At 71.0% G+C, this 21,961-nt stretch carries 18 protein-coding genes and 2 pseudogenes; 11 read left to right on the forward strand and 9 right to left on the reverse strand.

Annotation, left to right across the window (positions count from 1 at the left end; translation table 11 throughout):
* Positions 1-153 precede the first annotated feature (153 nt).
* Both A3G1_RS33830 and A3G1_RS0108085 read left to right on the forward strand, forming a co-directional pair.
* Positions 154-1,488 (forward strand): cellulase family glycosylhydrolase, encoded by a 1,335-nt coding sequence (locus A3G1_RS33830; protein ID WP_018348971.1) that lies wholly within the window; start codon positions 154-156, stop codon positions 1,486-1,488.
* A gap of 10 nt (positions 1,489-1,498) precedes the next feature.
* Complete coding sequence (locus tag A3G1_RS0108085) at positions 1,499-2,242, forward strand: CPBP family intramembrane glutamic endopeptidase (protein ID WP_018348972.1); 744 nt, start codon at positions 1,499-1,501, stop codon at positions 2,240-2,242.
* Here A3G1_RS0108085 and mraY read toward each other — a convergent pair.
* Positions 2,215-3,327, reverse strand: a complete 1,113-nt coding sequence (gene mraY, locus A3G1_RS0108090) for a phospho-N-acetylmuramoyl-pentapeptide-transferase (RefSeq protein ID WP_018348973.1) — start codon at positions 3,325-3,327, stop codon at positions 2,215-2,217. The genes A3G1_RS0108085 and mraY overlap by 28 nt on opposite strands.
* Before the next feature lie 135 nt (positions 3,328-3,462).
* Here mraY and A3G1_RS0108095 point away from each other — a divergent pair, with 135 nt between their 5' ends.
* Positions 3,463-4,452: an ArsR/SmtB family transcription factor gene (locus tag A3G1_RS0108095; protein ID WP_018348974.1), complete on the forward strand. Its 990-nt coding sequence runs from the start codon at positions 3,463-3,465 to the stop codon at positions 4,450-4,452.
* A 319-nt stretch (positions 4,453-4,771) separates the two neighbouring features.
* Here the strand turns inward: A3G1_RS0108095 and A3G1_RS33835 are convergent, their stop codons facing one another.
* Positions 4,772-6,676 carry an FUSC family protein gene (locus A3G1_RS33835; RefSeq protein WP_083936801.1) on the reverse strand — a complete coding sequence of 635 codons (1,905 nt, stop codon included), beginning with the start codon at positions 6,674-6,676 and terminating at the stop codon, positions 4,772-4,774.
* 123 nt (positions 6,677-6,799) lie between these two features.
* Between A3G1_RS33835 and A3G1_RS0108105 the strand changes: the two genes are divergently transcribed.
* Both A3G1_RS0108105 and A3G1_RS0108110 read left to right on the forward strand, forming a co-directional pair.
* Positions 6,800-8,284: a potassium/proton antiporter gene (locus A3G1_RS0108105; protein WP_018348976.1), complete on the forward strand. Its 1,485-nt coding sequence runs from the start codon at positions 6,800-6,802 to the stop codon at positions 8,282-8,284.
* Positions 8,285-8,334: 50 nt separating this feature from the next.
* Positions 8,335-9,198: an alpha/beta hydrolase family protein gene (locus A3G1_RS0108110; protein WP_018348977.1), complete on the forward strand. Its 864-nt coding sequence runs from the start codon at positions 8,335-8,337 to the stop codon at positions 9,196-9,198.
* 48 nt (positions 9,199-9,246) lie between these two features.
* Here A3G1_RS0108110 and A3G1_RS0108115 read toward each other — a convergent pair whose 3' ends face one another.
* Both A3G1_RS0108115 and A3G1_RS0108120 read right to left on the reverse strand, forming a co-directional pair.
* Entirely contained in the window at positions 9,247-9,636 is a 390-nt protein-coding gene (locus A3G1_RS0108115) for an OsmC family protein (RefSeq protein ID WP_040477857.1), read from the reverse strand.
* Positions 9,637-9,638: 2 nt separating this feature from the next.
* Entirely contained in the window at positions 9,639-10,520 is an 882-nt protein-coding gene (locus tag A3G1_RS0108120; RefSeq protein WP_026211922.1) for a DMT family transporter, read from the reverse strand.
* Between the two features lie 67 nt (positions 10,521-10,587).
* Between A3G1_RS0108120 and pdxR the strand changes: the two genes are divergently transcribed.
* The 5 genes from pdxR (at position 10,588) to A3G1_RS0108150 (ending at position 15,590) form a co-directional block, all read left to right on the forward strand.
* On the forward strand, positions 10,588-11,919 hold the full coding sequence (gene pdxR / locus A3G1_RS0108125; RefSeq protein WP_018348980.1) for a MocR-like pyridoxine biosynthesis transcription factor PdxR: 1,332 nt from the start codon (positions 10,588-10,590) through the stop codon (positions 11,917-11,919).
* A gap of 38 nt (positions 11,920-11,957) precedes the next feature.
* Positions 11,958-12,866: a GNAT family N-acetyltransferase gene (locus tag A3G1_RS0108130; protein WP_018348981.1), complete on the forward strand. Its 909-nt coding sequence runs from the start codon at positions 11,958-11,960 to the stop codon at positions 12,864-12,866.
* A gap of 96 nt (positions 12,867-12,962) precedes the next feature.
* Positions 12,963-13,583, forward strand: a complete 621-nt coding sequence (locus A3G1_RS33840; RefSeq protein WP_018348982.1) for a DsbA family oxidoreductase — start codon at positions 12,963-12,965, stop codon at positions 13,581-13,583.
* Between the two features lie 674 nt (positions 13,584-14,257).
* The gene (locus A3G1_RS0108145) at positions 14,258-14,710 is read left to right on the forward strand and encodes a peptidase inhibitor family I36 protein (RefSeq protein WP_018348984.1); all 453 of its coding nucleotides are present in this window, start codon (positions 14,258-14,260) and stop codon (positions 14,708-14,710) included.
* A 436-nt stretch (positions 14,711-15,146) separates the two neighbouring features.
* Entirely contained in the window at positions 15,147-15,590 is a 444-nt protein-coding gene (locus tag A3G1_RS0108150; protein ID WP_018348985.1) for a VOC family protein, read from the forward strand.
* A gap of 148 nt (positions 15,591-15,738) precedes the next feature.
* On the opposite strand, the pseudogene A3G1_RS0108155 reads toward A3G1_RS0108150, so the two are convergent.
* From A3G1_RS0108155 to A3G1_RS0108175, 5 genes and pseudogenes are all read right to left on the reverse strand, one after another.
* Positions 15,739-15,987 (reverse strand): annotated as a pseudogene (locus A3G1_RS0108155) (DUF4158 domain-containing protein); the annotation flags it as partial.
* Positions 15,988-16,581: 594 nt separating this feature from the next.
* Positions 16,582-17,625, reverse strand: coding sequence for a 3-deoxy-7-phosphoheptulonate synthase (locus tag A3G1_RS0108160; protein WP_018348987.1), 1,044 nt, complete (start codon positions 17,623-17,625; stop codon positions 16,582-16,584).
* Positions 17,626-17,826: 201 nt separating this feature from the next.
* The gene (locus tag A3G1_RS0108165) at positions 17,827-18,828 is read right to left on the reverse strand and encodes an ATP-binding cassette domain-containing protein (RefSeq protein ID WP_026211923.1); all 1,002 of its coding nucleotides are present in this window, start codon (positions 18,826-18,828) and stop codon (positions 17,827-17,829) included.
* Entirely contained in the window at positions 18,815-20,314 is a 1,500-nt protein-coding gene (locus tag A3G1_RS0108170; protein ID WP_018348989.1) for an ABC transporter permease, read from the reverse strand. The genes A3G1_RS0108165 and A3G1_RS0108170 overlap by 14 nt, the downstream gene beginning before the upstream one ends.
* A 41-nt stretch (positions 20,315-20,355) precedes the next feature.
* Complete coding sequence (locus A3G1_RS0108175; protein WP_018348990.1) at positions 20,356-21,411, reverse strand: iron ABC transporter substrate-binding protein; 1,056 nt, start codon at positions 21,409-21,411, stop codon at positions 20,356-20,358.
* A gap of 301 nt (positions 21,412-21,712) precedes the next feature.
* Between A3G1_RS0108175 and A3G1_RS41345 the strand changes: the two are divergent.
* Positions 21,713-21,961: pseudogene (locus A3G1_RS41345) on the forward strand (IS30 family transposase); the annotation flags it as partial.

Genomic DNA, 21,961 nt, shown 5'->3' on the forward strand with positions numbered 1-21,961 from the left:
CTTCCACGTACAACGCCGGTACGAGGAAGCCCGCGACGCTTGCCAGATTCACTCTCAGCGGGCCACCTCGCGTTAGATCAAGGGCAAGATCGAGAACAGTGGTTACGTGAAGCATCTTCACATTGATGGGCGCCTCCGCCTACCCTGGCGGGCATGAAGCGTCTCATCCGGACAGTCCTCGCCGTGGTGCTCGCGGTCGTCATGCTTCCCGGTACGGCGGTGGCTGGAGGGGGTGACGTGGTTGTCCGGGCGGGTGACCGGTTCCTGATCGCCGACCGGATGGGGCGGGCGATGAACCTGCGGGGGTTCAACGTCGGCGACAAGTACGAGTGGGACACGCTCGGGGCAGCTGACTTCCGGGCGATGCGCGCGCAGGGGTTCACGTTCGCCCGGCTGCTGATCCGGTGGGACGCGATCGAGCCGGCGCGCGGGACGTACGACCGGGCGTACCTGGCGCGGATCAGCCGGGTGCTCGACGCGGCGCACCAGGGCGGCGTGCTCGTCATGCTCGACATGCACCAGGACATCTTCGGGCCGTACTTCAACGGTCACCGCGGCATCCCGGCCTGGGCGACCCGGACCGACGGGCTGCCGTACGAGCCGCAGCCCAACTGGTTCGACGAGTACTTCCAGCCGGGCGTCATGCGCGCCTTCGAGCACCTCTACACCGACCCGGATCTCCAGGAGGCGCAGGTCGCGGCGTGGCTCCAGGTGGTCAGGCGGGTACACGGGCATCCGGCTGTCCTCGGCTACGACCTGCTCAACGAACCGTTCGGCGAGATCGCGCCCGGCGAGGACCTGGTCACGGCCTCCGCGCGGATCGAGCAGACCCGCCTGACGCCCATGTACCGGCGCCTGACGGCCGCCATCCGCACCGTCGACCGCCACAACTGGGTGTTCGTGGAGCCGACTGTGCTCGTCGGGCTGGGCGTGCCGACCCGGCTCGGGGCGATCGGTGACACGAGGGTCGGGTACGCGCCGCACTTCTACGACACCGGCATGGAGGACGGGCGCGACTACGACCCGGATGGTGGCTTCGTCCCGGCGTACGAGCAGGCGATCACGGCCTACCCCCTGGCGAACCGGATGCCTCTCCTGGTCGGCGAGTGGGGCATGCCGAATCCCGCACTACCCAACGCGGGCCGGTTCGTCGAGGACGCTACCTCGGCCATGAGCCGGTTCTCGGGCGGCTGGTCCATGTACTACTGGTGCAAGGGCGGCGGCTACTGCGTGCGGGACGGCTCGGGCGGCCTCCGGCCGGTGATCAGCAAGATCCGTCAGCCGTACGCGCAGCGGATCGCGGGCACTCCCGAGCAGGAGACGTTCGACTACCGCTCGGAAACGTACACCCTTGTGGTCAAAGCGCGTCCCGGCAGTCACGGGCCGACCGAGCTTTTCGTGCCACGCGGCTGGCGGGTCTTCCACAACGGACGGCCTGCCGGGACGATGGTGTGGGGATCGGGCACCATCACCGTCCGGCGGGCGTGAAGGATCGAAGATGCTGAGACTGCTGCGCTTCCTCGCACTGCTCGTGCCTGGCGTCGTTCTGGCGCTCATGGCTGGCGGGCACTCGCTCTTCTTCCTGCTGGCAGTCCTGGCAGCCACGGGTGTGAGCATGTGGCTCGACGGCACCAGGCCGTCGTTCCGCTGGGCGCAGCTGGGCATCGGATTCGGCGCGGGCGCGCTGCTCTTCTCGCTGATCGCCGTGGTCCAGGCCTGGGCGGTCGGCGCGGCGTTCCAGTTCCGGCTCATTCCCGCAGCCCTGGCCGGCGGCCTGGTCATGATGCTGCTGTCGGTCCTGTTCGAAGAGCTTCTTTTTCGCGGGTACCTCTTCGACAGGCTCCACACCCTCGGCGGCGCGCCGCTGGCACTCGGCGTGACGAGCCTGCTGTTCGGCGCGTACCACCTCATCGGCCGTCCGTACTGGGCGATGGGCGCGGTGTTCGTCTTCGTGCTGCCGGCGCTCGGCGGCCTGTTGTTCGGGTACGCGCGGCTGAGCAGCGGGAGCCTCGCCCTGCCGATCGGCCTGCACTGGGGCGGCAACTGGGCGACGGCCAGCCTGTTCGGCTGGGGTACCGGCGGCTCAGCACTGTGGACGGCCGAGATCACCCCGGCCCAGGCCCACGCGCTGACAGCCCCCGACCTGCTGCCCCACCTGCCGTACCTGACCGCGCTGGCCGTCATGGCCGTGCTGGTCAGGTTCCGGTTCTCCGCTCAGCGGTACGCCTGGGAGAAGTCGTAGTAGAAGATCCCGAGCGCTGCCAGCACCCCGATCGCGGCGACGATCCAGAACCTGACCACGATGTTGACCTCGCTCCAGCCCTTCTTCTCGAAGTGGTGGTGCAGCGGGGAGATCAGGAAGATCCGCCGGCCGAAGCCACGGAGCGAGATGATCTGGAGGACGACGGACATCATGATGATGACGAACAGCGCTCCCAGGATCGGGGTCAGCAGCACCGTCTTCGTCGCGATGGCCATCCCGCCGAGCAGGCCGCCGAGGCCGAGTGCCCCGGTGTCGCCCATGATGATCCGGCCCGGTGACGTGTTCCACCACAGGAATCCGAGCAGCGCCCCGGCGGCGGCCGCAGCGATCAGCGCGATCTCCAGCGGGTCGCGGGTCGTGTAGCAGTAGTCCCCTGCCCGGCTCGCCGGGTACTCCGGGCACCAGTGCCGGTACTGCCAGAAGCCGATCAGGCTGTACGCGAGGAGCACCAGCGCCGTGGCGCCCGTGGCCAGGCCGTCGAGCCCGTCGGCGAGGTTCACCGCGTTGCTCATCGACATGATGACGAACACGAAGACGGCGATCGAGAGCGCCGTGCCGATCTTCAGCCAGCCGATGTCGCGGACCAGGGACAGGTACTCGCTGCCGACGGTCAGCGCGTGCCCGTTGATGGTGCGCGGGAAGCCGAGCGCGACCCAGCCGAGCACGACGCCGGCGCTGATCTGCCCGATCAGCTTGCCCCGCTTGCTCAGGCCGCGCGGGTCGCGCTTGCGTACCTTGATCCAGTCGTCGAGGAACCCGACGGCCCCGCACCAGACCAGCAGGCCCAGCAGGACGACGCCGGTGACGGTGATCCCGGCCGGGCGGGCAGCGCGGTCCGGCATGCCGGCCAGGACGAGGTGACCGGCCGCGTAGGCGATCAGCGTCGCCGCGATGAAGATCAGGCCGCCCATCGTGGGCATGCCCCGCTTCTCGGTGTGGGTGACCGTGCCCAGGTCCCGGATCGGCTGGCCGGCCTTGAGCGCCCGTAAGGCGCGGGCTGCGACCGGTGTGACCAGCAACGACAGGACAAAGGCCACAAAGGCGGCGGCGACGACAGCCCGCACAGGCGGAACTCCTATTCAGCAGAGGTACCCCGGCACCCCCGTAGTGCCGGGGTACGACCACCTCCCAGCCAACCGGGATTCCGGCCGGAGCCGGCATTGTTTTAGGCTCACGCGAATCCTGGCTACGGAGGTGAGATGGCACAGGTACGGTTCGAGATCGGCGACCTCGCCGAGATCCGGTTCTGCGTGTCCCCCGTCCGGGAGACCGTGACGAGCCTGTGGGCGCTGGCCGATCCGGCCCGGCACGCCTGCCACCTGCCGTGGGTGAGGTCCGCCCGTACCCTGGCGGGCCTCGGCGCGCACCGCGAGCTGCTGGAGGCCTTCGCCCGTCCCCGCGCCCACCTGCCGGCCTTCCTGACCCCGGCGCCCGGCGACCCGCTCGTGGAGATCGGCGAGGAACTGGCCGCGATCCGCGCCACCCCGCCGGAGATCGTGGCACTCGACATCCTCGCCACCGACCGGCCAGCGGTGCCGTCGCACCCGCTCGCCCGTACCGTGGCCGCCGACCCCGTCACCTGGCTGCCCCGGATCGCCGACGCCGTCGCCGCCTGGTGGGACGCCGCGATCCTGCCGTACTGGCCCCGGATGCGCGCCCTGCTCGAAGCCGACATCGCCTACCGGTCCCGCCAGTTCGCCGAGGGCGGGCCCCGGCTGCTGTTCGACTCCCTGCACCCCAGCACGACCTGGGCCGGGGACCGGCTGCTGATCGCCGACGCGTCCGATGTGGACATCGCCGTCGCCGGGGCTGGCCTCACCCTGCTGCCGAGCCTGTTCCTCGACCACCGGGTACTCCTGACCGAGTCGGAATGGCACTCGCCGTCCGCGATCTACCCGGCCAGGGCCGTCGGCACCCTCTGGGAGGCAGCTCCCGCCCACGCCCACGGCTCGCCTCGGGCGCTCGCCCGGCTCCTCGGCGCGAACCGGGCCCGGCTGCTCGGCCTCACCGCCACCCCGGCCACCACGACCGCGCTCGCCGCCCGGACCGGCCTGACCCCGGGCAGCGTGTCCCAGCACCTCGCCGTGCTGCACGGGGCGGGGCTGGTGACCAGGTCCCGGCACGGCCGGGAGGTGCACTACACCCGGTCACGGCTGGGCGAGGAGGTCACCCGGGAGTGCGCGGGCTGACCGCTTCACCACGAGCAGGGACGTGGCCCGGGAGCCCCTGTGGCGTGCTCGCCACCCCTTCGGCTCCCGGGCCACGCCCGGCTTCGTGTGTTACCCGGCCCGGTTCGCCAGCCCCCGATCAACTGCTGGCGAACCCTGGCCCTGTCCTGGTAGTGGTAGCCGAGGGTCTCGCCGAACACGTCGCCGACGCTGCGCTGCGCCGTCGCCGTCTCGGCCGCCGCCCAGGATGGAGAGGACGATAGGTGGCCGGTCCCGGCCCGGCGGCGCTCCCGGACAGGCCCGGACACCCCCGGACAGCCGGAGTGGGAACTGCCGGAAGCTAGCCGCGCTGTTCCGGGCCGGCCACGACGAGCCGGGCTGTCCTGACCTGCTCGACGACATCAGCCAGCGCGTCGTCGGGATCGTCCACTTCGGGCAGTGGCAGGTTCGCTGGCCGGTGGTGGAGCACGACGGAGGCCGCCAGGTCGTTGAGCACGGCGGACAACTGGGCAACCTCGGTCTCCCCGGCCCCGCCGTGCACGGCGCTCGCTGTGATCGCGTCGGTCACGTTCTCCAGCGCGACGACAGCCGGCCACCACGCCGAGGCCCGGGTACTGGCCGGCGGCGGCTCGGCGAGCGCCTGCTCCACGGCGGCCCTGGCGTCGGCGAGGCCCCGGTACGCCTGGCGGCGCAGCCGGACCCGCTCGGCCTGGTCGCCGTCGCGGAGTGCCCCGTCGAGGTACGCGGCCACGCCACGCACGGCGGCGGCGAAGCGCGGGCCGACCCGGGCGTTCCACGTCTCCGGCCACAGCAGGTACCCGGCGACCAGGACGATCAGGCACCCGGCCAGCGTGTCGGCGATCCGGGTACCGAGCAGCCCCGCGCCCTGGTCTGTGCTCAGGTCGATCAGGAACAGGAAGCAGGGCGTGGCGGCGACGGTCGCCATCCCGTAGCCGCGGACCCGGCTGACCGGTACCAGGATCATCGACCCGATCACCACCGGCACCATCGGCCAGCCGGAGGGCGCGGCGGCGAGGATGAGGCCGGCGATGGCCACGCCGATCAGGGTGCCAGCGCTGCGCTGGATGGCCCGGGCGAACACCGAGCCCAGGTCCGGCTTGAGGACGAACGCGACGGTGGTCGGCAGCCAGTACGACCGTTCCTCGTGCATCATGCCCGCGACCACGAGCGCGATGCCCATGCACAGCGCGAGCCGCGTGCCGAACAGCAGCGCCGGCGGCTGCACCATCCGGCGCAGCGTGGCCGCCACCCGGCCGGGCCGGGCCGCGCCGGGCGTGCCGTGCCGGGTCAGGTGCGCCGGGCCGGGATCGGCGACCTCGGCCAGCGCGGCGCGCAGCGATCGCAGCCCGGGTGTGTCGCCGGGCAGCTTCGGCGGGATGACCGGCTGGCGGCCTTCCCGGATCGCGTCGGACACCTCGAAGACGGCGACGACCACCCGGTCGGGTACCGGCTTGCCCTCCCACAGCAGCGCCTGCGCCGACTCGCCGAGCAGCGTGCCGGCGTTGAGGAGTTCGAGCAGGTGGCGTTCCTCGTCGGACCGCGCTCCGGTACGCAGCCGGTAGCCGAGGAGGCTGTCGTAGGCGTTGTTGAACGCGGCCGTGGTGGTCCGGCGCGCCTCGATCGCCGAGTCCGTGCCGATCACGGCGAGCTGGTGCACGAGCGCCTCGAAGGCTCCGGCGACCGCTGCCCGTTCCGCCGACTGGCCGCTGAACGGCCACACCACGAGCGTGAGGAGCAGGAGCAGGGCTGCGCCTGCCAGGTACGTGATGGCCCAGTGCGGGCCGGCCAGCGGCATCGCGTACCCGAGCACCGACGTGACCGTGAACTGGAGACCGGCCGAGGACGTGACCGGACCGGCCACACTGGTCACTCCGCTGACGAAGATCAGCGCGACGAGGACGCCGAGCGCGTACCGTTCGCCGCGCAGCTCGTAACCGATCATCATCCCGGCGGCGCCCGCCAGGGCTGGGATGCCGATGCGCAGGAGCCTGGCCCGGTACACCTCCGATCTGTCGTTGGCCGAGGCGAGCAGCACCGCGAGAGCGGCAGGCATGACCTCGGCCAGATGGCCTGCCAGCAGCCCGGCGGTGAGCAGGATCGTGGCAGCGAGGCCGATCCGGATCGCCGGGCCCCACGGGATCGGGGCGGTGGAGGGCTGGAGGGCCAGCACGAGCCAGTCAGGGGCATACCTGTCCGGCCGCCACCACTGCCGCCCAGAAGCCATCCTCGGATTATCGCCAGCTGACGCGGGACGGGTCCGGTGATCCGCATGACATGCCCCGGTCACCGCAATGTGAAAGGATCACACCACCGTCACGGGGAGTCAGGTTCTGCTGGAAGGAGCAGTGTGGATCACGCGCGCCTCTACCTTCCACTGCTCATCGGCGGGCTGGCCATCGTGGCCAGTGTGGGAGCCGCCCGGCTGGCCAGCAGGGCGGGCCTTCCCGTCCTGCTCGCCTATCTGGGCGTGGGGCTGATCCTCGGCGAGGACGTCCTCGGCGTCGACTTCGGCGACGAGCGCCTGGCCCACGACCTCGGCAACGCCGCGCTGGCGATCATCCTGGTCGAGGGTGGCCTGGCGACGCGCTGGCGATCACTACGGCCCGTGATCGCTCCCGCGATGCTGCTGGCCACGATCGGCGTGGTGGTCAGCGTGGGCGTGACGGCCGCCGGCGCTGTCCTCCTCATCGGTACCGACTGGCGCCTCGCGCTCCTGCTCGGCGCGATCGTGGCGTCGACGGACGCCGCAGCTGTCTTCTCCGTACTGCGCAGCCTGCCGCTCCCCGGCCGGCTGGCCGGCCTGCTGGAAGCCGAGTCCGGGTTCAACGACGCGCCGACCGTGATCCTGGTGTCGGTGCTCAGCATCGGCACCCTGCACTGGACCACCCCGCTGGAGGTCATCTACCAGCTCGCCATCGGCGCGGCGATCGGCCTGTTCACGGGCGGGGCCGGGGCCTGGGTGCTCCGCCGCATCTCGCTCCCGTCCTCCGGCCTGTACCCGATCGCCGCCTTCGGGGCCGGCATCGTCGCGTTCGGGGCCGCCGGGTTCGCGCACGGCAGCGGCTTCCTCGCCGCGTACCTGGCCGGCATCCTCCTCGGCAACTCCAGCCTGCCGCACCGCCGCGCCGTGCAGTCCTTCGCCGAAGGGCTGGGCTGGGTCGCGCAGATCGGGCTGTTCGTCATGCTCGGCCTGCTCGTGACCCCGCACGAGCTGCCGGCCGTGATCCTCCCGGCGCTGCTGGTCGGCGGGGTGCTGCTGCTCGCCGCCCGGCCGCTGTCCATCGCGGTCTCCCTGCTGCCCTGGCGGCTGCCGTGGCGGGAGCAGATCTTCCTGTCCTGGGCAGGCCTGCGCGGGGCGGTGCCGATCGTGCTGGCCACGATCCCGGTCGTCAACGGCGTACCGGGCAGCGAGCGCCTGTTCAACATCGTGTTCGTGCTGGTCGTGGCGTTCACCCTGATCCAGGGCCCGACGCTGCCCTGGCTGGCCCGCAGGCTCGGGCTGTCCTCACCGGACCCGATCCAGGACATGCAGGTCGAGTCGGCCCCGCTCGACGCGCTCGCCGCCGATCTGCTGTACCTGTCCGTCACGCCCGGCTCCCGGCTGCACGGCTGCGAGGTGTACGAGCTGCGCCTGCCGGCACCGGCGGCCGTCACCCTCGTCGTCCGCGACGGCGACGCCTTCGTCCCGTCCCGCGACACCCGGCTCAGGCTCGGCGACGAGCTGCTCGTGGTGACCGGCGCGGCGAACCGCGAGGAGGTCGAGGCGCGGATCAGGTCCGTCGCGGAGTCGGGGGCGCTGGCCCGCTGGTACGCCCGCAGACGCAAGTCCTGAACTCCTGTCTCGCGATTGACTTGCAGTGGCCGTCCCGTCATCATCTCCCGATGACGATCATGGATATAGATCTTCCTCTCGGCCGGCCGGGCCGCCTGCACCTGCCCGGCGACCGGCCGCCGCACACCGGGATCGTCGCGCTGCACCCCGCGTACCTCGGCGACCGCGAGCAGCCCATCTTCGAGCACCTCGCCGGAACGCTCGCCCCGCTGGGGTATGCGGTGCTGACCTACGACCGGCGGGCCGGTGAGGGCATGGACGACGTGCCGTTTCCCGACCAGGCCGCCGACGCGCTGGTGGCGCTGGAGTGGCTGGCCGCCGAGTACCAGATCGGGGTGGGGCTCTTCGGCTTCAGCCAGGGCACCTGGGCAGCGGCGATCGCGGCCGGGGACAACGACCAGGTCGCCTTCCTCGGCCTGCTGGGCAACCCGGGCGTGAGCCCCGCCCGGCAGATGCGCTACTTCACCGACGAGTCACTGCGCCGGGGCGGCTACTCCGAGGCGGACCGGGCTGAGCTGGCCACACTCCGCGCCACAGTGGAGGAACTGCTGCGCGGGGCGGGCGACCGGGACGAGGCGGCGAAGCTGCTGGCCGAGGCGGCCACCAAGCCGTGGTTCGCGCTGGCGTACCTGCCGCCGGAGTTGCCGGAGGAACTGCCCGCCTGGGCGGAAATGGACTACGACCCGGCGCCGGGCTATGCCCGGATCAGCTGCCCTGTGACACTGTTCTACGGGGCTGACGAGGAGAACGTGCCGGTCGGGCCGAGCGTGGCGGCGTGGCGGTCCGCCGGGCACCCGGACCTGACCGTGGTCGAGCTGCCCGGGCTCGGGCACTGGCCGGGCGACTTCGAGGCGAAGACGCTGAGCCCGCTCTACACCCAGGCGCTCATGGACTGGGCCGCCGGGCGCGAGTAGGGCCCGGCTGCGGGGCGACCACCACGGTCACCCCGCGCACCAGGGTCCTCAGGCCTCGGGGAGGACCTGGATCGTCTCGGTTTCCTCGCGGAGGGCCGTGCCGACCGTGCAGTGCCGGTCGTGGACCCGGTGGGCGACGCTCCGGAAGACCTCACCGTCGTCACCCTCGGGGAGGACCACGTCGTAGGTGGCGGTGATCGGGCCGAGCTTGTTGGGCCGGATCTTCTCCGCCGACACGGTCACCGCCAGCTTGACCAGCCGGTGGCCGCGCTGGGCTGTCAGCGGCTCCACGGTGACGATCTCGCAGCCGCCCAGCGCGGCGAGCAGCAGCTCGACCGGCGTGAAGTCGGACTCGGGGCCGCCGATCGAGATCTGGCCGCCCCGGCCGTTGGTGGCGACGAAACCGTCCTCGGTGCGTTCAATGTTCACAATGGCCATGATCACGAGGGTAGCGGGCTCGGGGAGGCTCCGGGCTGTTGTCTCGTTCCGGCTACGGCCCGCCGCCTGGGTTCGGCCAGGCCGAACACGAGCCCGGCTCCGACAAGTACCGTTCCGGCGATGGCGACTGGTGACGGCACGGCCCCGTCGAGTACCGCAGCTCCGGCCAGCGCTGCCACCGGGAACAGCCCGGCGAACATGCCGGCCTTCGCGACGCCGAGCCGCTTCAGCCCGGCGTACCAGATGACAAAGGCCCCTGCGGTGAGCACGACCGCGAGATAGAGCAGCACGCCGGCCTCGGCAGGTACCGGCATCCGCCACTGCTCCCCGGCGGCGAGAGAAGCGGCGGCGAGCAGCGGTACCGCGAAGACGCAGGCGTAGGCGGAGACGGCGATCGGCCCGAGCCTCGGCACGAGCGGGGCCGCCACCAGGGAGAACGCGACCTCACCGCCGAGCGCGCCGACCGACCACAGCAGACCGGCGAGTGAGGCGTGGCCGACGCCCTGCACGAGGGCCGCCCCGATCACCATCACGACCGCGCCGAGAACCAGCCGGGTGGACCGGCGGCCGGCCAGCGCCAGCACGACCGGCGTCGCGCCGATCACCGTCCCGACCGTGGCCGGGTCGGCCTCGCGCAGCGCGGCCAGCAGGCAGATGTTGAACCCGGCCAGGCCGGTCGCCGCCAGCGCCACCAGCCGCACCGCGTCCCGTGTCGTCAGCCTCGGGAAGCCGCGGGCGAGGACGAGCAGCACGGCGGCGGCCAGCGCGTAGCGGGCGGCCTGCCCGGCGAGGGTGGGGTAGTCCAGGAGTTCCCGGCTCAACGGGACGGAACTGCCCACCAGGAACATGGCAGTCGTGCACATCAGGGCACCGCGGAGGTTCATACCGGTTACGCTAGGCAATACTTGGACCGGCTAAGAGGTCCAATCCGCGAGTAAAAAAGAGGACCACATGCTCGGCTTCGCGCTCCACGGGCCCCGGCGCGGCGACCAGCTCCTGCGCGAGCTGCGGGCAGCGATCGGCGACGGCAGGCTCGCGCCCGGCACCCGGCTGCCGTCCAGCCGCGAGCTCGCAGCGGACCTCAACGTCTCACGCGGGCTGGTGGTCGCCGCATACGAGCAGCTCACGGCCGAGGGCTGGCTGACAACGCGGCGCGGGGCCGGCACAGTCGTCGCCCTCGCCGCCCTGCCCCACCCAACCCATCACCGGGTACCCGGCGGGGCGCCCCACCCCCTCCCGCTCCGCCCCGGCGTGCCGGACCTGGCGCTGTTCCCCCGGGCGGCCTGGCGCCGGGCGTACCATCACGCTCTGTCCACAGTGCCCGACGCCGACCTCGACTATCCCGGCCCGCTCGGCGCGCCCCGGCTGCGGCAGGTCCTCGCCGCGCACCTCGGCCGGGTCCGCTCCGCCCGCGCCGACCCGGCGAACCTGTTCGTCACGACCGCCACCGCCCAGGCCCTGACCCTCCTCGCCCGGGTACTCCCCGGCCGGCTCGTCGGCGTCGAGGACCCGGGCAGCGCCGGGCTCGCCGAGCACCTGGTGAGCAACGGGCTGACCCCCGTGCCGGTACCGGTCGACTGCGACGGCATCACCGTGCCACCGCCCGGGCTGGCCGCCGTGCTGGTCACCCCGGCGCACCAGTACCCGGAGGGCGTCGTCCTCTCCCCCGCCCGCCGGGCGGCCCTCGCGGCCTGGGCGAGGGCGGAGGGCGCACTGATCATCGAGGACGACTACGACGCCGAGTTCCGCTACGACCGCGACCCGATCGGCTGCGTGCAGGGCGTGGCCCCGGACGTGACAGCGCTGGTCGGCTCGGTGAGCAAGGCCCTGGCCCCCGCCGTGCGGATCGGCTGGCTGCTCGCCCCGCCGTACCTCGCCGACAATCTCGTCGCCGCCCGGCTGGCCGCCGACCGGGGCGGCCCGGCCCTCGAACAGCTCGCCTTCGCCGCCCTCCTCGAATCCGGAGGCTACGACCGGCACCTCCGCCGGGCCGCCCGCTCCTACCGCACCCGCCGCGACGCCCTCGTGGCCGCCGTCGGCGAGCACCTCCCCGGCGCCCGGGTCGGCGGCGTCGCGGCCGGGCTGCACGCCGTCATCACCCTGCCGTCCGAGGTGGACGACGTGGCCCTGTGCGCCAGGGCTCTCGCGCTCGGCCTCGGCTCCGTCCCGCTCAGTACCCTCCGGCACGCGCCCGGCCCGCCCGGCCTCGTCATCGGCTTCGCCGCCACCAGCCCCGGCGAGCTCACCGCGGCTATCCGTACCCTCGCGTCCCTCGTTAAATGAGGAGCACGGTGGCGCCCGCCCTGGTTATCGTGCCCGCCATGACTCTTCGCCTGTACCGTGGCCCGGCAGACCTGCCCGGCATCGAGGCCGTCCGCACCGCCTGCCAGGAAGCCGAGGGCGACCTGTGGCTACCCGGCCCGTCAGCCGAACCCGACCCGGACGGCGACCCCTACTGCCTGATCGCCGAGCACGAGGGCGAGATCGTCGGCTACACGTGGATGCCGCACTGGACAGAGGTCGACGGTACCCGTCTCTACCTGCTGCTCGGCTGGGTCAAGCCCGCCCACCGCGGCCGTGGCCTCGGACGGCGGATGCTCGCCTGGCAGGAGGAACGCGCCGCCGAGCTGGTCGCCAGGGAGCAGCCGGCGAAGCCGATGCTGGGCGGGAACGCCGACGACACACAGGAGTCGAACAGGGAGCTGCTGCTCGCCGCCGGGTACAAGATCGCTTTTACGGTCGTGCATCTGGAATGCGCACCCACCCGGCAGCCGGCCGCCATTCCGGACGGTTTCGAGATCCGGCCCATGCGCGAAATTGATCATCCGGCGGTGCACCGCCTGATCGAGGATTGCTTCTCCCGCAACGGCCTCGGATACATCGCCCGCGACTATCAGAAGTACCTGGCTGATTTCGCCGACGAACTCACCGACCGCGACCTGTGGCACCTGGCCTGGGCCGGCGACGAACTCGCCGGGCTCGCGATCAGCGGCATCGAGGAAGACGGCACCGCCGACACCCCGTGGGTGGCCGTCAGCGCCGCTCACCGGCGCCGTGGCCTGGCCCAGGCCCTGTGCCGGCTGACGCTCGACACCCTCGCGGCCCGGGGTGTGGAAAAGGCCATCATCACCACATTGCAGGAAAACCCCAACGACACGGTGACTCTCTACGAAAGCGTAGGCTACCGGGTCTTCCGCCAGCAGCCGCGTTACCGAAAAAGTCTGTCATGACACCACAGTGGACACCTCTGCTACTCTCACGGTCCTAGGTCCATATTCGGACCCTATTTCGCTCATTCTCTTCACTCGCTGAGCGCAAGGAGAGCCGTGAAGATCGAGATGTACTCCGATGTGGCGAGCCCGTTCTGCTATCTCGCCCATCGGCGGCTCGGGCAGGCCCTGGCGATCCTCGGCGACCCGGCGGACATCGAGATCGTGCACCGGCCGTACCAGCTCGAGCCCAACCAGCCGGACGGTCCGGTGCCCCTGCGCGAGTCGATGGCCGTGCGCTACGGCTGCGACCAGTACGAGGAGCTGACCTTCTCCCTGCTCTCGGTCGGCCGGGACGACGGCATCGACTTCCGGCTCGACCGCGCGCAGGCCGTCAACACCCTCCAGGCTCACCGGCTGCTCGCCTTCACCGGCGACAAGTACGGCCACCAGACCCAGGTCGAGCTGAAAACCCACCTGTTCGCCGCGTACTTCACGGACGGCGCGGACCTCTCCGACCACGGCCAGCTCGCCGAGCTGGCCGGCCGGGCTGGCGTCGACCCGGCCGACGCCAGCCACTACCTCACCTCCGACCACGGCGTCGAGCAGATCCGGGGCGAGATCGTCCTGGCCAGGACAATGGTCAGCGCCGTGCCAACCGTCGTGGCCGGCCCAGTCCGCCTCTCCGGCGCCCAGCCCGTGTCGTGTTATCTCGACCTGCTGCGCAATCGCCCCTGACGCTGCCGCACATCCCGTCCAGGTACGCCCTCGTCGTCGGCTCCACTGTGGCTGCTGGAGCTTGAGGGGCTCACAGTTCTTGATCAAGGGCTGCGGGCTCCGGCTCCGGAACCAGAGCGCGTGATCGGGGTAGGCGAACCATCCAGGAAGAAAACAACGTTTTCGTGATCTTGGATTGATTGGGTGTCCTGAGCCGCCCGCTGGTTCGCCTCAGTGGTCGGTGGGAAGCCGGTCGACGGCAGCGGCGAGGTCAAACGTTCGTGAGATCTGAAGTGATTCCGAGGGGATCGGAACCCTACCGCAGGCCTGACCGGCGGGGACTCGCCGCCTGACCCGGAGACCGGAGGCGGCACCCGGCTCATCGAGCGGCCCACCAGGAATCCGTCCTGCGCGACGCCAGCCCAGGTCAGGGCGGCGGCCCGGTGGCCAAGGAACCCGAGGTAATCGGCAAGGCAACCGCGCCCCGGTCGACGTCGCCGTGGCCGCGCAGGTCGGCGTGGCCGGCCCGTCGGGCGTGAAGGCGTATCTGGAACGGGAGAAGACCCGCAGTTCGAGCAGCAGCGGGAGATCTGAGGTTTCGATCATCATCGAATAGATGGCTGCCCTCGGCTGCTGCCGCGCAGACTGTGCGCGGCCTGCGGGCCACAATCCTCCACCCTTACGACGGGAGTCTCATGTCACGCATCAAGGCAGCCCTGGCGACCCTTGCGGTCACGGCGACCGGCCTGGCGGGCGCGCTGGCGGTGCAGAGCCCAGCCGCCGCTACCTACGACCAGTGCCCGGACCGTAACTTCTGCATCTTCTACAACGCCGACTCGTCCGGCTACCAGGGGTGGTTCACCGAAGGCACCGACGACCTGGGCGTCGCGCTGGGCGGCAAGCTCCAGGACCAGACCAGCGCGGTGTGGAACCGCTCGACCAAGCCGTGGTGCCTGTACGAGCACGCCAAGCAGAACGGCACTGGCGTGCCCGGCCACGCGCTCATGGTCTGGCCTGGCTGGAAGGGTTCCATCGCGGGCGTCCGCGCCTCCGACGGGTTCGCATGGAACGACCAGGTCAGCTCCCTGCGCCCGGCCATTTCCGGGTTCGGCTGGTACTGCCTGACCACGTGGGACAACCTGCGCTAGATCCGCAGTGCCCCTCCCCGGCCCGGGGAGGGGCACCCCGAATACCTGAGCAAGACCACCGACCTGCGCACCTTCACCCAAACCGGCCTCGACGCCATCGCTGAACAGCTCAATGGAAGGCCTGCGCTAGGCGGCCCGGTGGTTCATCGCTGCGCGCTGAGCGCTCCAGCCGATCGCCACATAGGAGCGCTGCTGAACGCTGAGCCAGCCGGGGAGTCCGCCGAGCGTTGCCGCGAGGTCATCGATCGCCGCCTCAAGCGCGGCGGCGTCTGGCGGAGCGTTGAACGATGAGTAGCAGGCGAGATCGGCTCTCAGGGCGGCTAGGAGCGACCTGTGAGCTGACGGCGCGCCCGGGCGGTGGCGGCGTTCGTCGCCGCGATGAGCGTTCGGGACTCGTGCGGCTGAACTGTCAGACCCCTCGGGCAGGATCGGCGGCATGACCTTCCAGATCACCATCGACTGCGCCGAGCCCGACCTGCTGGTCCCGTTCTGGGCGGCAGCCCTGGGCTACCGCGCGGCGGATCCGCCCACCGGACACGCCACCTGGCGCGATTTCTACCTGAGCGTGGGCGTGCCGGCTGCGGAGCTCGGCGACAGCGACTGCGTCGACCGGCTCGTCGACCCCACCGGCGCCGGTCCGGCCATCTGGTTCCAGATCGTCCCGGAGCGCAAGACCCTGAAGAACCGGCTGCACTTCGACGTACTGGTCGGCGGCGGCCGGTCCGTCCCGGTGGCGGTGCGCCGACAGCGGGTCGACGCCGAGGTGGCGCGCCTGACCCAGCTCGGCGCGACCGTCCTGAGCAGGTCCGACGACGAGCCGAATGGCCAGTACGGGGTGACGATGGCCGACCCGGAACGCAACGAGTTCTGCGTCTCCTAATCGCCTCAGTTTCCCCCACCGGTGACGCGGCTGCCGCCCCGCACGAAGTCCACGGGATCATCGACGTCGGCAATCAGGACGGGTTTCGGGCCAGTCGACCCAACACCACCAAGATCCTTCTCAGCGATAACCACTGTTCCTGGAATCCCCCCAGCCGCTCAGCCAGCCGGGCCACCGCCGCCGGCGGCGCGGCCGACACATCATCCGGCACGAACCCCAGCCAAGGCAGGCTACAAAGCTGGACCGCCACACCCAGGATCGAAGGACCGTAGAACTTCCCCAAGAACGCCTCATCCGCCGGCGTCAGGGTGAAGAACTTGTACAACTCCTCCTTGTTGATCTCCGGGAACCGGCGCAACCGCTCCAGATCTTCTTCAGAGAACGCCTCGAACGTCACGCCCGCCCACCCATCGACCAACCACCCAGCCCCACACCACGACCGTCACATTAGGACGGACAGCCGTTAGCACCAAAAGGCCACGTCAACAGGCAACTCAATCCAAGATCACGAAAACGTTGTTTTCTTCCTGGATGGTTCGCCTACCCCTGATCGACGGGTACAAAATCTGAACCTGGCTCTTGGCTCTTGGCTCTTGATCTAACGCGAGGTGGCCTGCTGAGAGTGAGGATGCGAAGGCGCCCAGGTTCCGCCATACCGGTGTTGTATGGCGGGTTCTGGGCAACGCGCGCATCGTCGCTCTCAGCGGGCCGGCACTACCCAAAGGGCGCCACGGCGAGGGCTCTCGGGTCGAGCTCGGCCGTCTGGGACCTGACAGCGGCGTCGAGTCCGGCATGGATGCAGGCACGTTCGCCGTGGCGCACGGCTATCTTGTCAGGATATTTCGCTGTCTGGAAGACTCCCGGCCCGCCCAGGTTTACGTGTCCCTGATCGCTCCCTGATGGACAGCGCGGGATGGGCCGGCCCGGGCCGCCTGCCGGTCCAGTGCCCACCCTGGACCCTCGTCAGTGGCGGCGGCCCGGCCCGGACGTCTCAGCGGCGGGCGGTTTCCCGCCGGGCGCGTACGGCCCTGGCGAGCACGTCCAGCTGGTCCGTGGTGTGTTCCCAGCTGAGGCAGGCGTCCGTGATGCTCCTGCCGTACTCCAGGCGGCCTGGCCGGATCGGCTGCGCGCCCTCGGCGAGGAACGATTCGATCATGATGCCGGCCAGGCCGTGCTGCCCGGCGGCGAGCTGGCCGGCCAGGTTATCGATCACGACCGGCTGGCGGCGGTGGTCCTTGCCGCTGTTGCCGTGTGAGGCGTCGACGACCACCGTCTCGCGCAGGCCCGCGCCCCTCAGCAGCTTGAGTGCGGCACCGACGGACGTGGCTTCGTAGTTGGGGCCGGTGCGCTCGCCGCCGCGCAGGACGACATGCCCGTGCGTGTTGCCGTGGCTGCGGATCACGGCAGGCTCGCCCTCGTCGCCCAGCCCGGCGAAGACATGCCCGGCCGATGCTGCTTGCACGGCGTGGACAGCGGGGCCCACGTCGCCCGACGTCGCGTTCTTGAACCCGACCGGCATCGGCAGCCACGATCCGAGCTGCCGGTGCGGCTGGCTCTCCACGGTGCGGGCGCCGATGCAGCCCCAGGAGACCAGGTCCGCCAGGTACCCGGCGAGCATCGGGTCGACGAACTCGCAGGCCAGCGGCAGCCCGGCGCCGTGCGCGGCGAGCAGGAACTTGCGGGAGATCCGCAGCCCGGTGTCGAGGTCGCTGCCGCCGTCGAGCCCCGGGTCGGTGAGCATGCCCTTCCAGCCGACGATCGTGCGGGGCTTCTCCAGGTACGCGCGCATCACGATCAGCAGGTCGGCCCGATGCGCGGCGGCGGCGGAGGCGAGCCTGCGGGCGTAGTCGAGCCCGGCGATCGGGTCGTGAATGGAGCAGGGACCGGCGAGGACAAGGAGCCGGTCGTCCTCGCCGTCGAGGATGGCCCGGATCTCGGCCCGCTGCCGGAGGATCCGGTCCGGCGCGTCCAGCGGCAGGCCAGAGCGCAGCTCAGTGGCCGTGACCAGCCTGCGGTCCGCCTCCAGAGTGATCATGTCAGCGGCCCGGCCAGGCCCGTGCGTACCTGCAACTCGGTCACCTTCTCCTGCTCCCGTGGTGCGGTCTCGGCGCTGTACTCCCCGGAGCGGATCCACCCTGACTGCCGACCGGAGCTGGCGGCGCTGCCGGCCCCAGCGTACCCGCCGGAACGCGGCGCACCGGTTCCCGTGTCGGATGCACAACCCTGCACACACGGATCAGCCGAGCAGCCTCGCCTCGCCGCGTACCCGCAGCGCGACCCGCTCCCCCGGTACGCGGCGGGGCATGCCGCCCAGCACCCGGGCTGACAGGGCCGTGCCGTCGTCGAGCCGGAGCAGGAGCAGCGCGTCGTGTCCGAAGAAGTCCTCGCGCTCCACAGTGGCCGCGACACCCTCGCCGGCCAGTTCGACCTGTTCGGGGCGGATCAGCACGGTCGCGGCGGCGGTGTCGGGGGCCGGGCACGGTACCTTGCCGAGCGCGGTGAGGGCCTGCCCGGCACGTACCTCGGCCGGCAGCAGCACCGCCTCGCCCACGAAACCCGCCACCCAGGCGTCGGCCGGGGTGCCGTACACGTCGGCAGGCGGGCCGCTCTGGACGATCCGCCCGCCACGCATCACGGCGATCCGGTCGGCCATCGACATCGCTTCGCCCTGGTCGTGGGTGACCAGCACGGCCGTCGCCCCGTCCGCGCGCAGGGCCGCCCGGATGTCGCGGCGCAGCTCGGCGCGCAGCCCGGCGTCGAGGGCACTGAACGGCTCGTCGAGCAGGACCAGCGGCGGCCGGGGTGCCAGCGCCCTGGCGACGGCGACCCGCTGCTGCTGCCCGCCGGACAGTTCGTGGGGCATCCGCCTGCCGTATCCGGCGAGGCCGACGAGTTCGAGGACCTCCGCCGCCCGGCCGCCGCGCCGGTCAGCCCTGGGCAGGCCGTAGGCGACGTTCGCCGCGACGTCCAGGTGCGGGAAGAGCGCGCCTTCCTGCGGCACGACAGCGATCCGGCGCTTCTCCGGCGGCAGGGCCGTCACGTCCCGCCCGCCGACCAGGATCCGCCCGCTGTCCACCGTCGTGAATCCGGCGAGGCAGCGCAGCAGGGTGGTCTTCCCGCAGCCCGACGGCCCGAGGACCGCGGCCAGTTCGCCTTCCGGCACGCCGAGGGTCACCGTGTCGAGCGCGGTCACCTGGCCGAAAGCCTTGCGCAGCTCACGCACCTCAAGAGAGCTCACGGTAGTTTCCCCTCACGAGCAGCCAGGTTGGGATCGCCGACAGGGCCACCAGGAGCGCGGCATAGGGTGCGGCTCCCGCGTATGCGCCGGCCGAGGTCTGCGTCCACAGCTCGGTGGCCAGGGTGTCCATGCCGGTCGGCCGCAGCATCAGCGTCGCCGCCAGCTCCTTCATGCAGGTCAGCATGACCAGCGCCGCTCCGGTGGCGATGCCCGGCGCGGTCAGCGGGATGGTCACCGTCCGGAAGACAGACCAGGGTGTACGCCCCAGCGAACGCGCCACCTCCTCCAGCCCCGGCGGCGCCTGCGCGGCTGCGGCGTGCACCGAGCCCACGGCCAGCGGCAGGAACAGCACAGCGTACGCGAGGGCCAGCATCGTCGTGGTCTGGTACAGCGGATAGACCACGTGCACGCCGAAGGCGACCAGCGACAGGCCGATGACCAGGCCCGGCAGGCCGTGACCGGCATAGCTGACCCGTTCGAGCAGGCCGGGCAGCCAGCCGGAGCCGCGGACGGCGTAGAGGCCGACCGGGAGTGCCAGCAGGACGCTCAGCGCCGCGCCGAGGGCCGACACGCGCAGCGAGTTGCCGGCGGCCACGGCGACCTCGCCCAGCGGGTCGGCGCGGGACACGCCCTCGATCATGCGCTGGGCGAGGCTGAGGGCCGGTACGCCCAGGGAAAGGAACGCCACACCGGACAGCGCGCCCGCCAGCGGCCAGCGCCACGCACCCAGTTTTCGCTGCGGCGCCTGGTGCCGGGCACCGGAACCGACCCGGGCGTAGCGCGCGCCCCTGCGGCGGGTGGCCATCTCGCCGGCCAGCAGGGCGACGGTGAGCACCACGAGCACCGTGGACAGCACCAGCGCTCCGGTCTTGTCGAAGCCGAGGTCGACGGCGGTGAAGATCGCGACGGTGAAGGTGTGGAACCGGGTCAGGGACACCGCACCGAAGTCACTGAGGACGTACAGCGCGACGAGCAGCCCGCCGGCGGCGACCGCCGGCCGGATCTGCCGCAGCGTCACGCCGGTCAGTGTCCGCCACGGGCCGTGCCCGAGCGAGCGCGCGACCTCCTCCTGCGCCGGGTCGGCTCCGGCGAGCGCGGCGGCCACAGGCAGGTACACATACGGGTAGGAACAGAGCGTGAGCAGCAGAGCCGCGGCCCAGAACCCCTCGAAGGCGTCGACGGCCGCGATCCAGCAGAACCCGGCCACATAGGTCGGCACAGCCAGCGGCAGTGCGGCGAGCACGCCGAAGAACCGCCGGCCGGGCAGGTCGGTCCGCACCACCAGGTACGCGGTGCCGGCCCCGAGCACGAGGCACGCCGTGGTCACCACGGCGGCCAGCAGCAGGCTCCGGCTCGCCAGCAGCGCCACCCGTGTGGTCAGCAGCTCCTCGGCGACCCGCTCCCAGCCGGCCTCCGCGGTACGGATCAGCAGGTAGACCAGGGGCGTCACGGCCACGGCACCGGCGAGCAGCGCGCCGGCCGCCATCACCGGCCTGCGCGCCGCCCCGGTCCACGAGCGGTGACTGGTCAGGGTACGAGCCCCGAACCCTTGATGATCGCGATCGTCTGCTGGAGGGAGTCGAGATCGTTCAGGTCGACCTTCGGCGGGTTCAGATCCTTCAGGGACGGCAGGCCCGGCGCGGTGGCCACCCCGGCGACCAGCGGGTACTCGTAGGTCTGCTCGGCGAAGTACTTCTGGCCGTCGGCCGACAGCAGGTAGTCGACGAACTTGCGCACGTCGGGATCCTTCGCAGCCTGCTTGAGCACGCCCACGCCGGCCACGTTCACGAGCGCCCCGGGGTCACCGCCACGGAAGAAGTGCAGCTTGGCCTTCAGCCCGTCGGGCGTCGTGCCCTTCTCCTTGGCCTTCTCGTACACGTAGTAGTGGTTGACCAGGCCCGCGGCGAGCTTGCCCGAGTTCACGTCCTCCACGATCAGCGCGTTGCCGGAACGGCTCTGCACGTCGTTGTCCTTCAGGTTCTTCAGGAACGCCTTCGCGGCGTCGTCGCCCTGCGAGACCCTGATCGCGGTGACGAAGGACTGGAACGAACCGTTCGTCGGCGCGATCCCGATCTTGCCCTTCCACCTCGGGTCCTTCAGGTCGAACACCGTCTTCGGCAGGTCGGCGGCCTGCACCAGGTCGGAGTTGTACACCAGGACCCGCGACCGGCCGGTCACGCCGACCCACTGGTCGTTCGCCGCCCGGTACTCGGCCGGAACCTTGCTGGTCACGTCCTTGGGCAGCGCGGCGAACAGGCCTGCCTTGGCGACCGCGCCGAGCCCGCCGGCGTCCTGGGCGAAGTACAGGTCGGCCTTGGTCTTGCCGCCCTCCTCCAGCAGCTGGGCTGCGAGCTTGGCCGTGTCGTCGTACCTGACCTCGACCTTCACCCCGCTGGCCTTCTCGAAGTTCTCGATCAGTGGCTTGATCAGCTTCTCGGTCCGGCCACTGTAGATCGTGATCTTCCCGTCACCGGCCGGCGACGGCTCGGCGGTGGCTTCCTTACCGGAACCGGATCCGCAGGCGGCGAGGGCGAGCGCCGTGACGGCTGTGACGGCTGCGGCGAGCACGCGGGGTGTACGCATCAACGATCCTCCATGGTAGTGGCAGATTAGGCACCCCCGAGTGCCAACTTAGGGGAGGCTAACCATAACAACCCGGAGGGCGCAAGCCACTGGCCGCAATACGCCGTTCACCAGCTCACATCACGAAAGGTATTCGCATCACTACTCAAAACCTTGTTCAGGGTAACGGCCGGCACTCATCCATATTGGACAATGAACCACGAGAAGCCGGCGGCCCGGCACACCGGAAGAAACAGAAAGCCCGCCACCCTGCGAACTTGAGTTCTAGTGGTCGTCGCAACACCCCAGTTCAGGGGATGCGATGGATTTCGAGGTTCGTGAGGGTCGGGTGCCTCAGGGACGCAAGAAGCTGGTCGCGGAGCGGGAGGAATACTTCCGGCTCATGCAGCAGGGCTTCAGCGTTCGAGAGGCGTGCCGGATCGTCGGCGTCAACAGGCGGACCGGGCAGGAGTGGAGCAACGGGCGCCCGGAAGGACGGAAGAAGCCGTTTCGGCCGCCCGCGCATACCGCGCGGGCGGCCGCGCGTTTGCCGTCTCGGTCCGACCGGTAT

Source organism: Longispora albida DSM 44784 (assembly GCF_000379825.1).
Taxonomy (GTDB): domain Bacteria; phylum Actinomycetota; class Actinomycetes; order Mycobacteriales; family Micromonosporaceae; genus Longispora; species Longispora albida.

Coding starts and splice junctions, on each gene's coding strand:
- A3G1_RS33830 (WP_018348971.1), top strand. CDS start 154: ATGAAGCGTCTCATCCGGACAGTCCTCGCCGTGGTGCTCGCGGTCGTC.
- A3G1_RS0108085 (WP_018348972.1), top strand. CDS start 1,499: ATGCTGAGACTGCTGCGCTTCCTCGCACTGCTCGTGCCTGGCGTCGTT.
- A3G1_RS0108095 (WP_018348974.1), top strand. CDS start 3,463: ATGGCACAGGTACGGTTCGAGATCGGCGACCTCGCCGAGATCCGGTTC.
- A3G1_RS33835 (WP_083936801.1), bottom strand. CDS start 6,676: ATGGCTTCTGGGCGGCAGTGGTGGCGGCCGGACAGGTATGCCCCTGAC.
- A3G1_RS0108110 (WP_018348977.1), top strand. CDS start 8,335: ATGACGATCATGGATATAGATCTTCCTCTCGGCCGGCCGGGCCGCCTG.
- A3G1_RS0108115 (WP_040477857.1), bottom strand. CDS start 9,636: ATGGCCATTGTGAACATTGAACGCACCGAGGACGGTTTCGTCGCCACC.
- A3G1_RS0108120 (WP_026211922.1), bottom strand. CDS start 10,520: ATGAACCTCCGCGGTGCCCTGATGTGCACGACTGCCATGTTCCTGGTG.
- pdxR (WP_018348980.1), top strand. CDS start 10,588: ATGCTCGGCTTCGCGCTCCACGGGCCCCGGCGCGGCGACCAGCTCCTG.
- A3G1_RS0108130 (WP_018348981.1), top strand. CDS start 11,958: ATGACTCTTCGCCTGTACCGTGGCCCGGCAGACCTGCCCGGCATCGAG.
- A3G1_RS0108145 (WP_018348984.1), top strand. CDS start 14,258: ATGTCACGCATCAAGGCAGCCCTGGCGACCCTTGCGGTCACGGCGACC.
- A3G1_RS0108150 (WP_018348985.1), top strand. CDS start 15,147: ATGACCTTCCAGATCACCATCGACTGCGCCGAGCCCGACCTGCTGGTC.
- A3G1_RS0108160 (WP_018348987.1), bottom strand. CDS start 17,625: ATGATCACTCTGGAGGCGGACCGCAGGCTGGTCACGGCCACTGAGCTG.
- A3G1_RS0108170 (WP_018348989.1), bottom strand. CDS start 20,314: ATGGCGGCCGGCGCGCTGCTCGCCGGTGCCGTGGCCGTGACGCCCCTG.
- A3G1_RS0108175 (WP_018348990.1), bottom strand. CDS start 21,411: ATGCGTACACCCCGCGTGCTCGCCGCAGCCGTCACAGCCGTCACGGCG.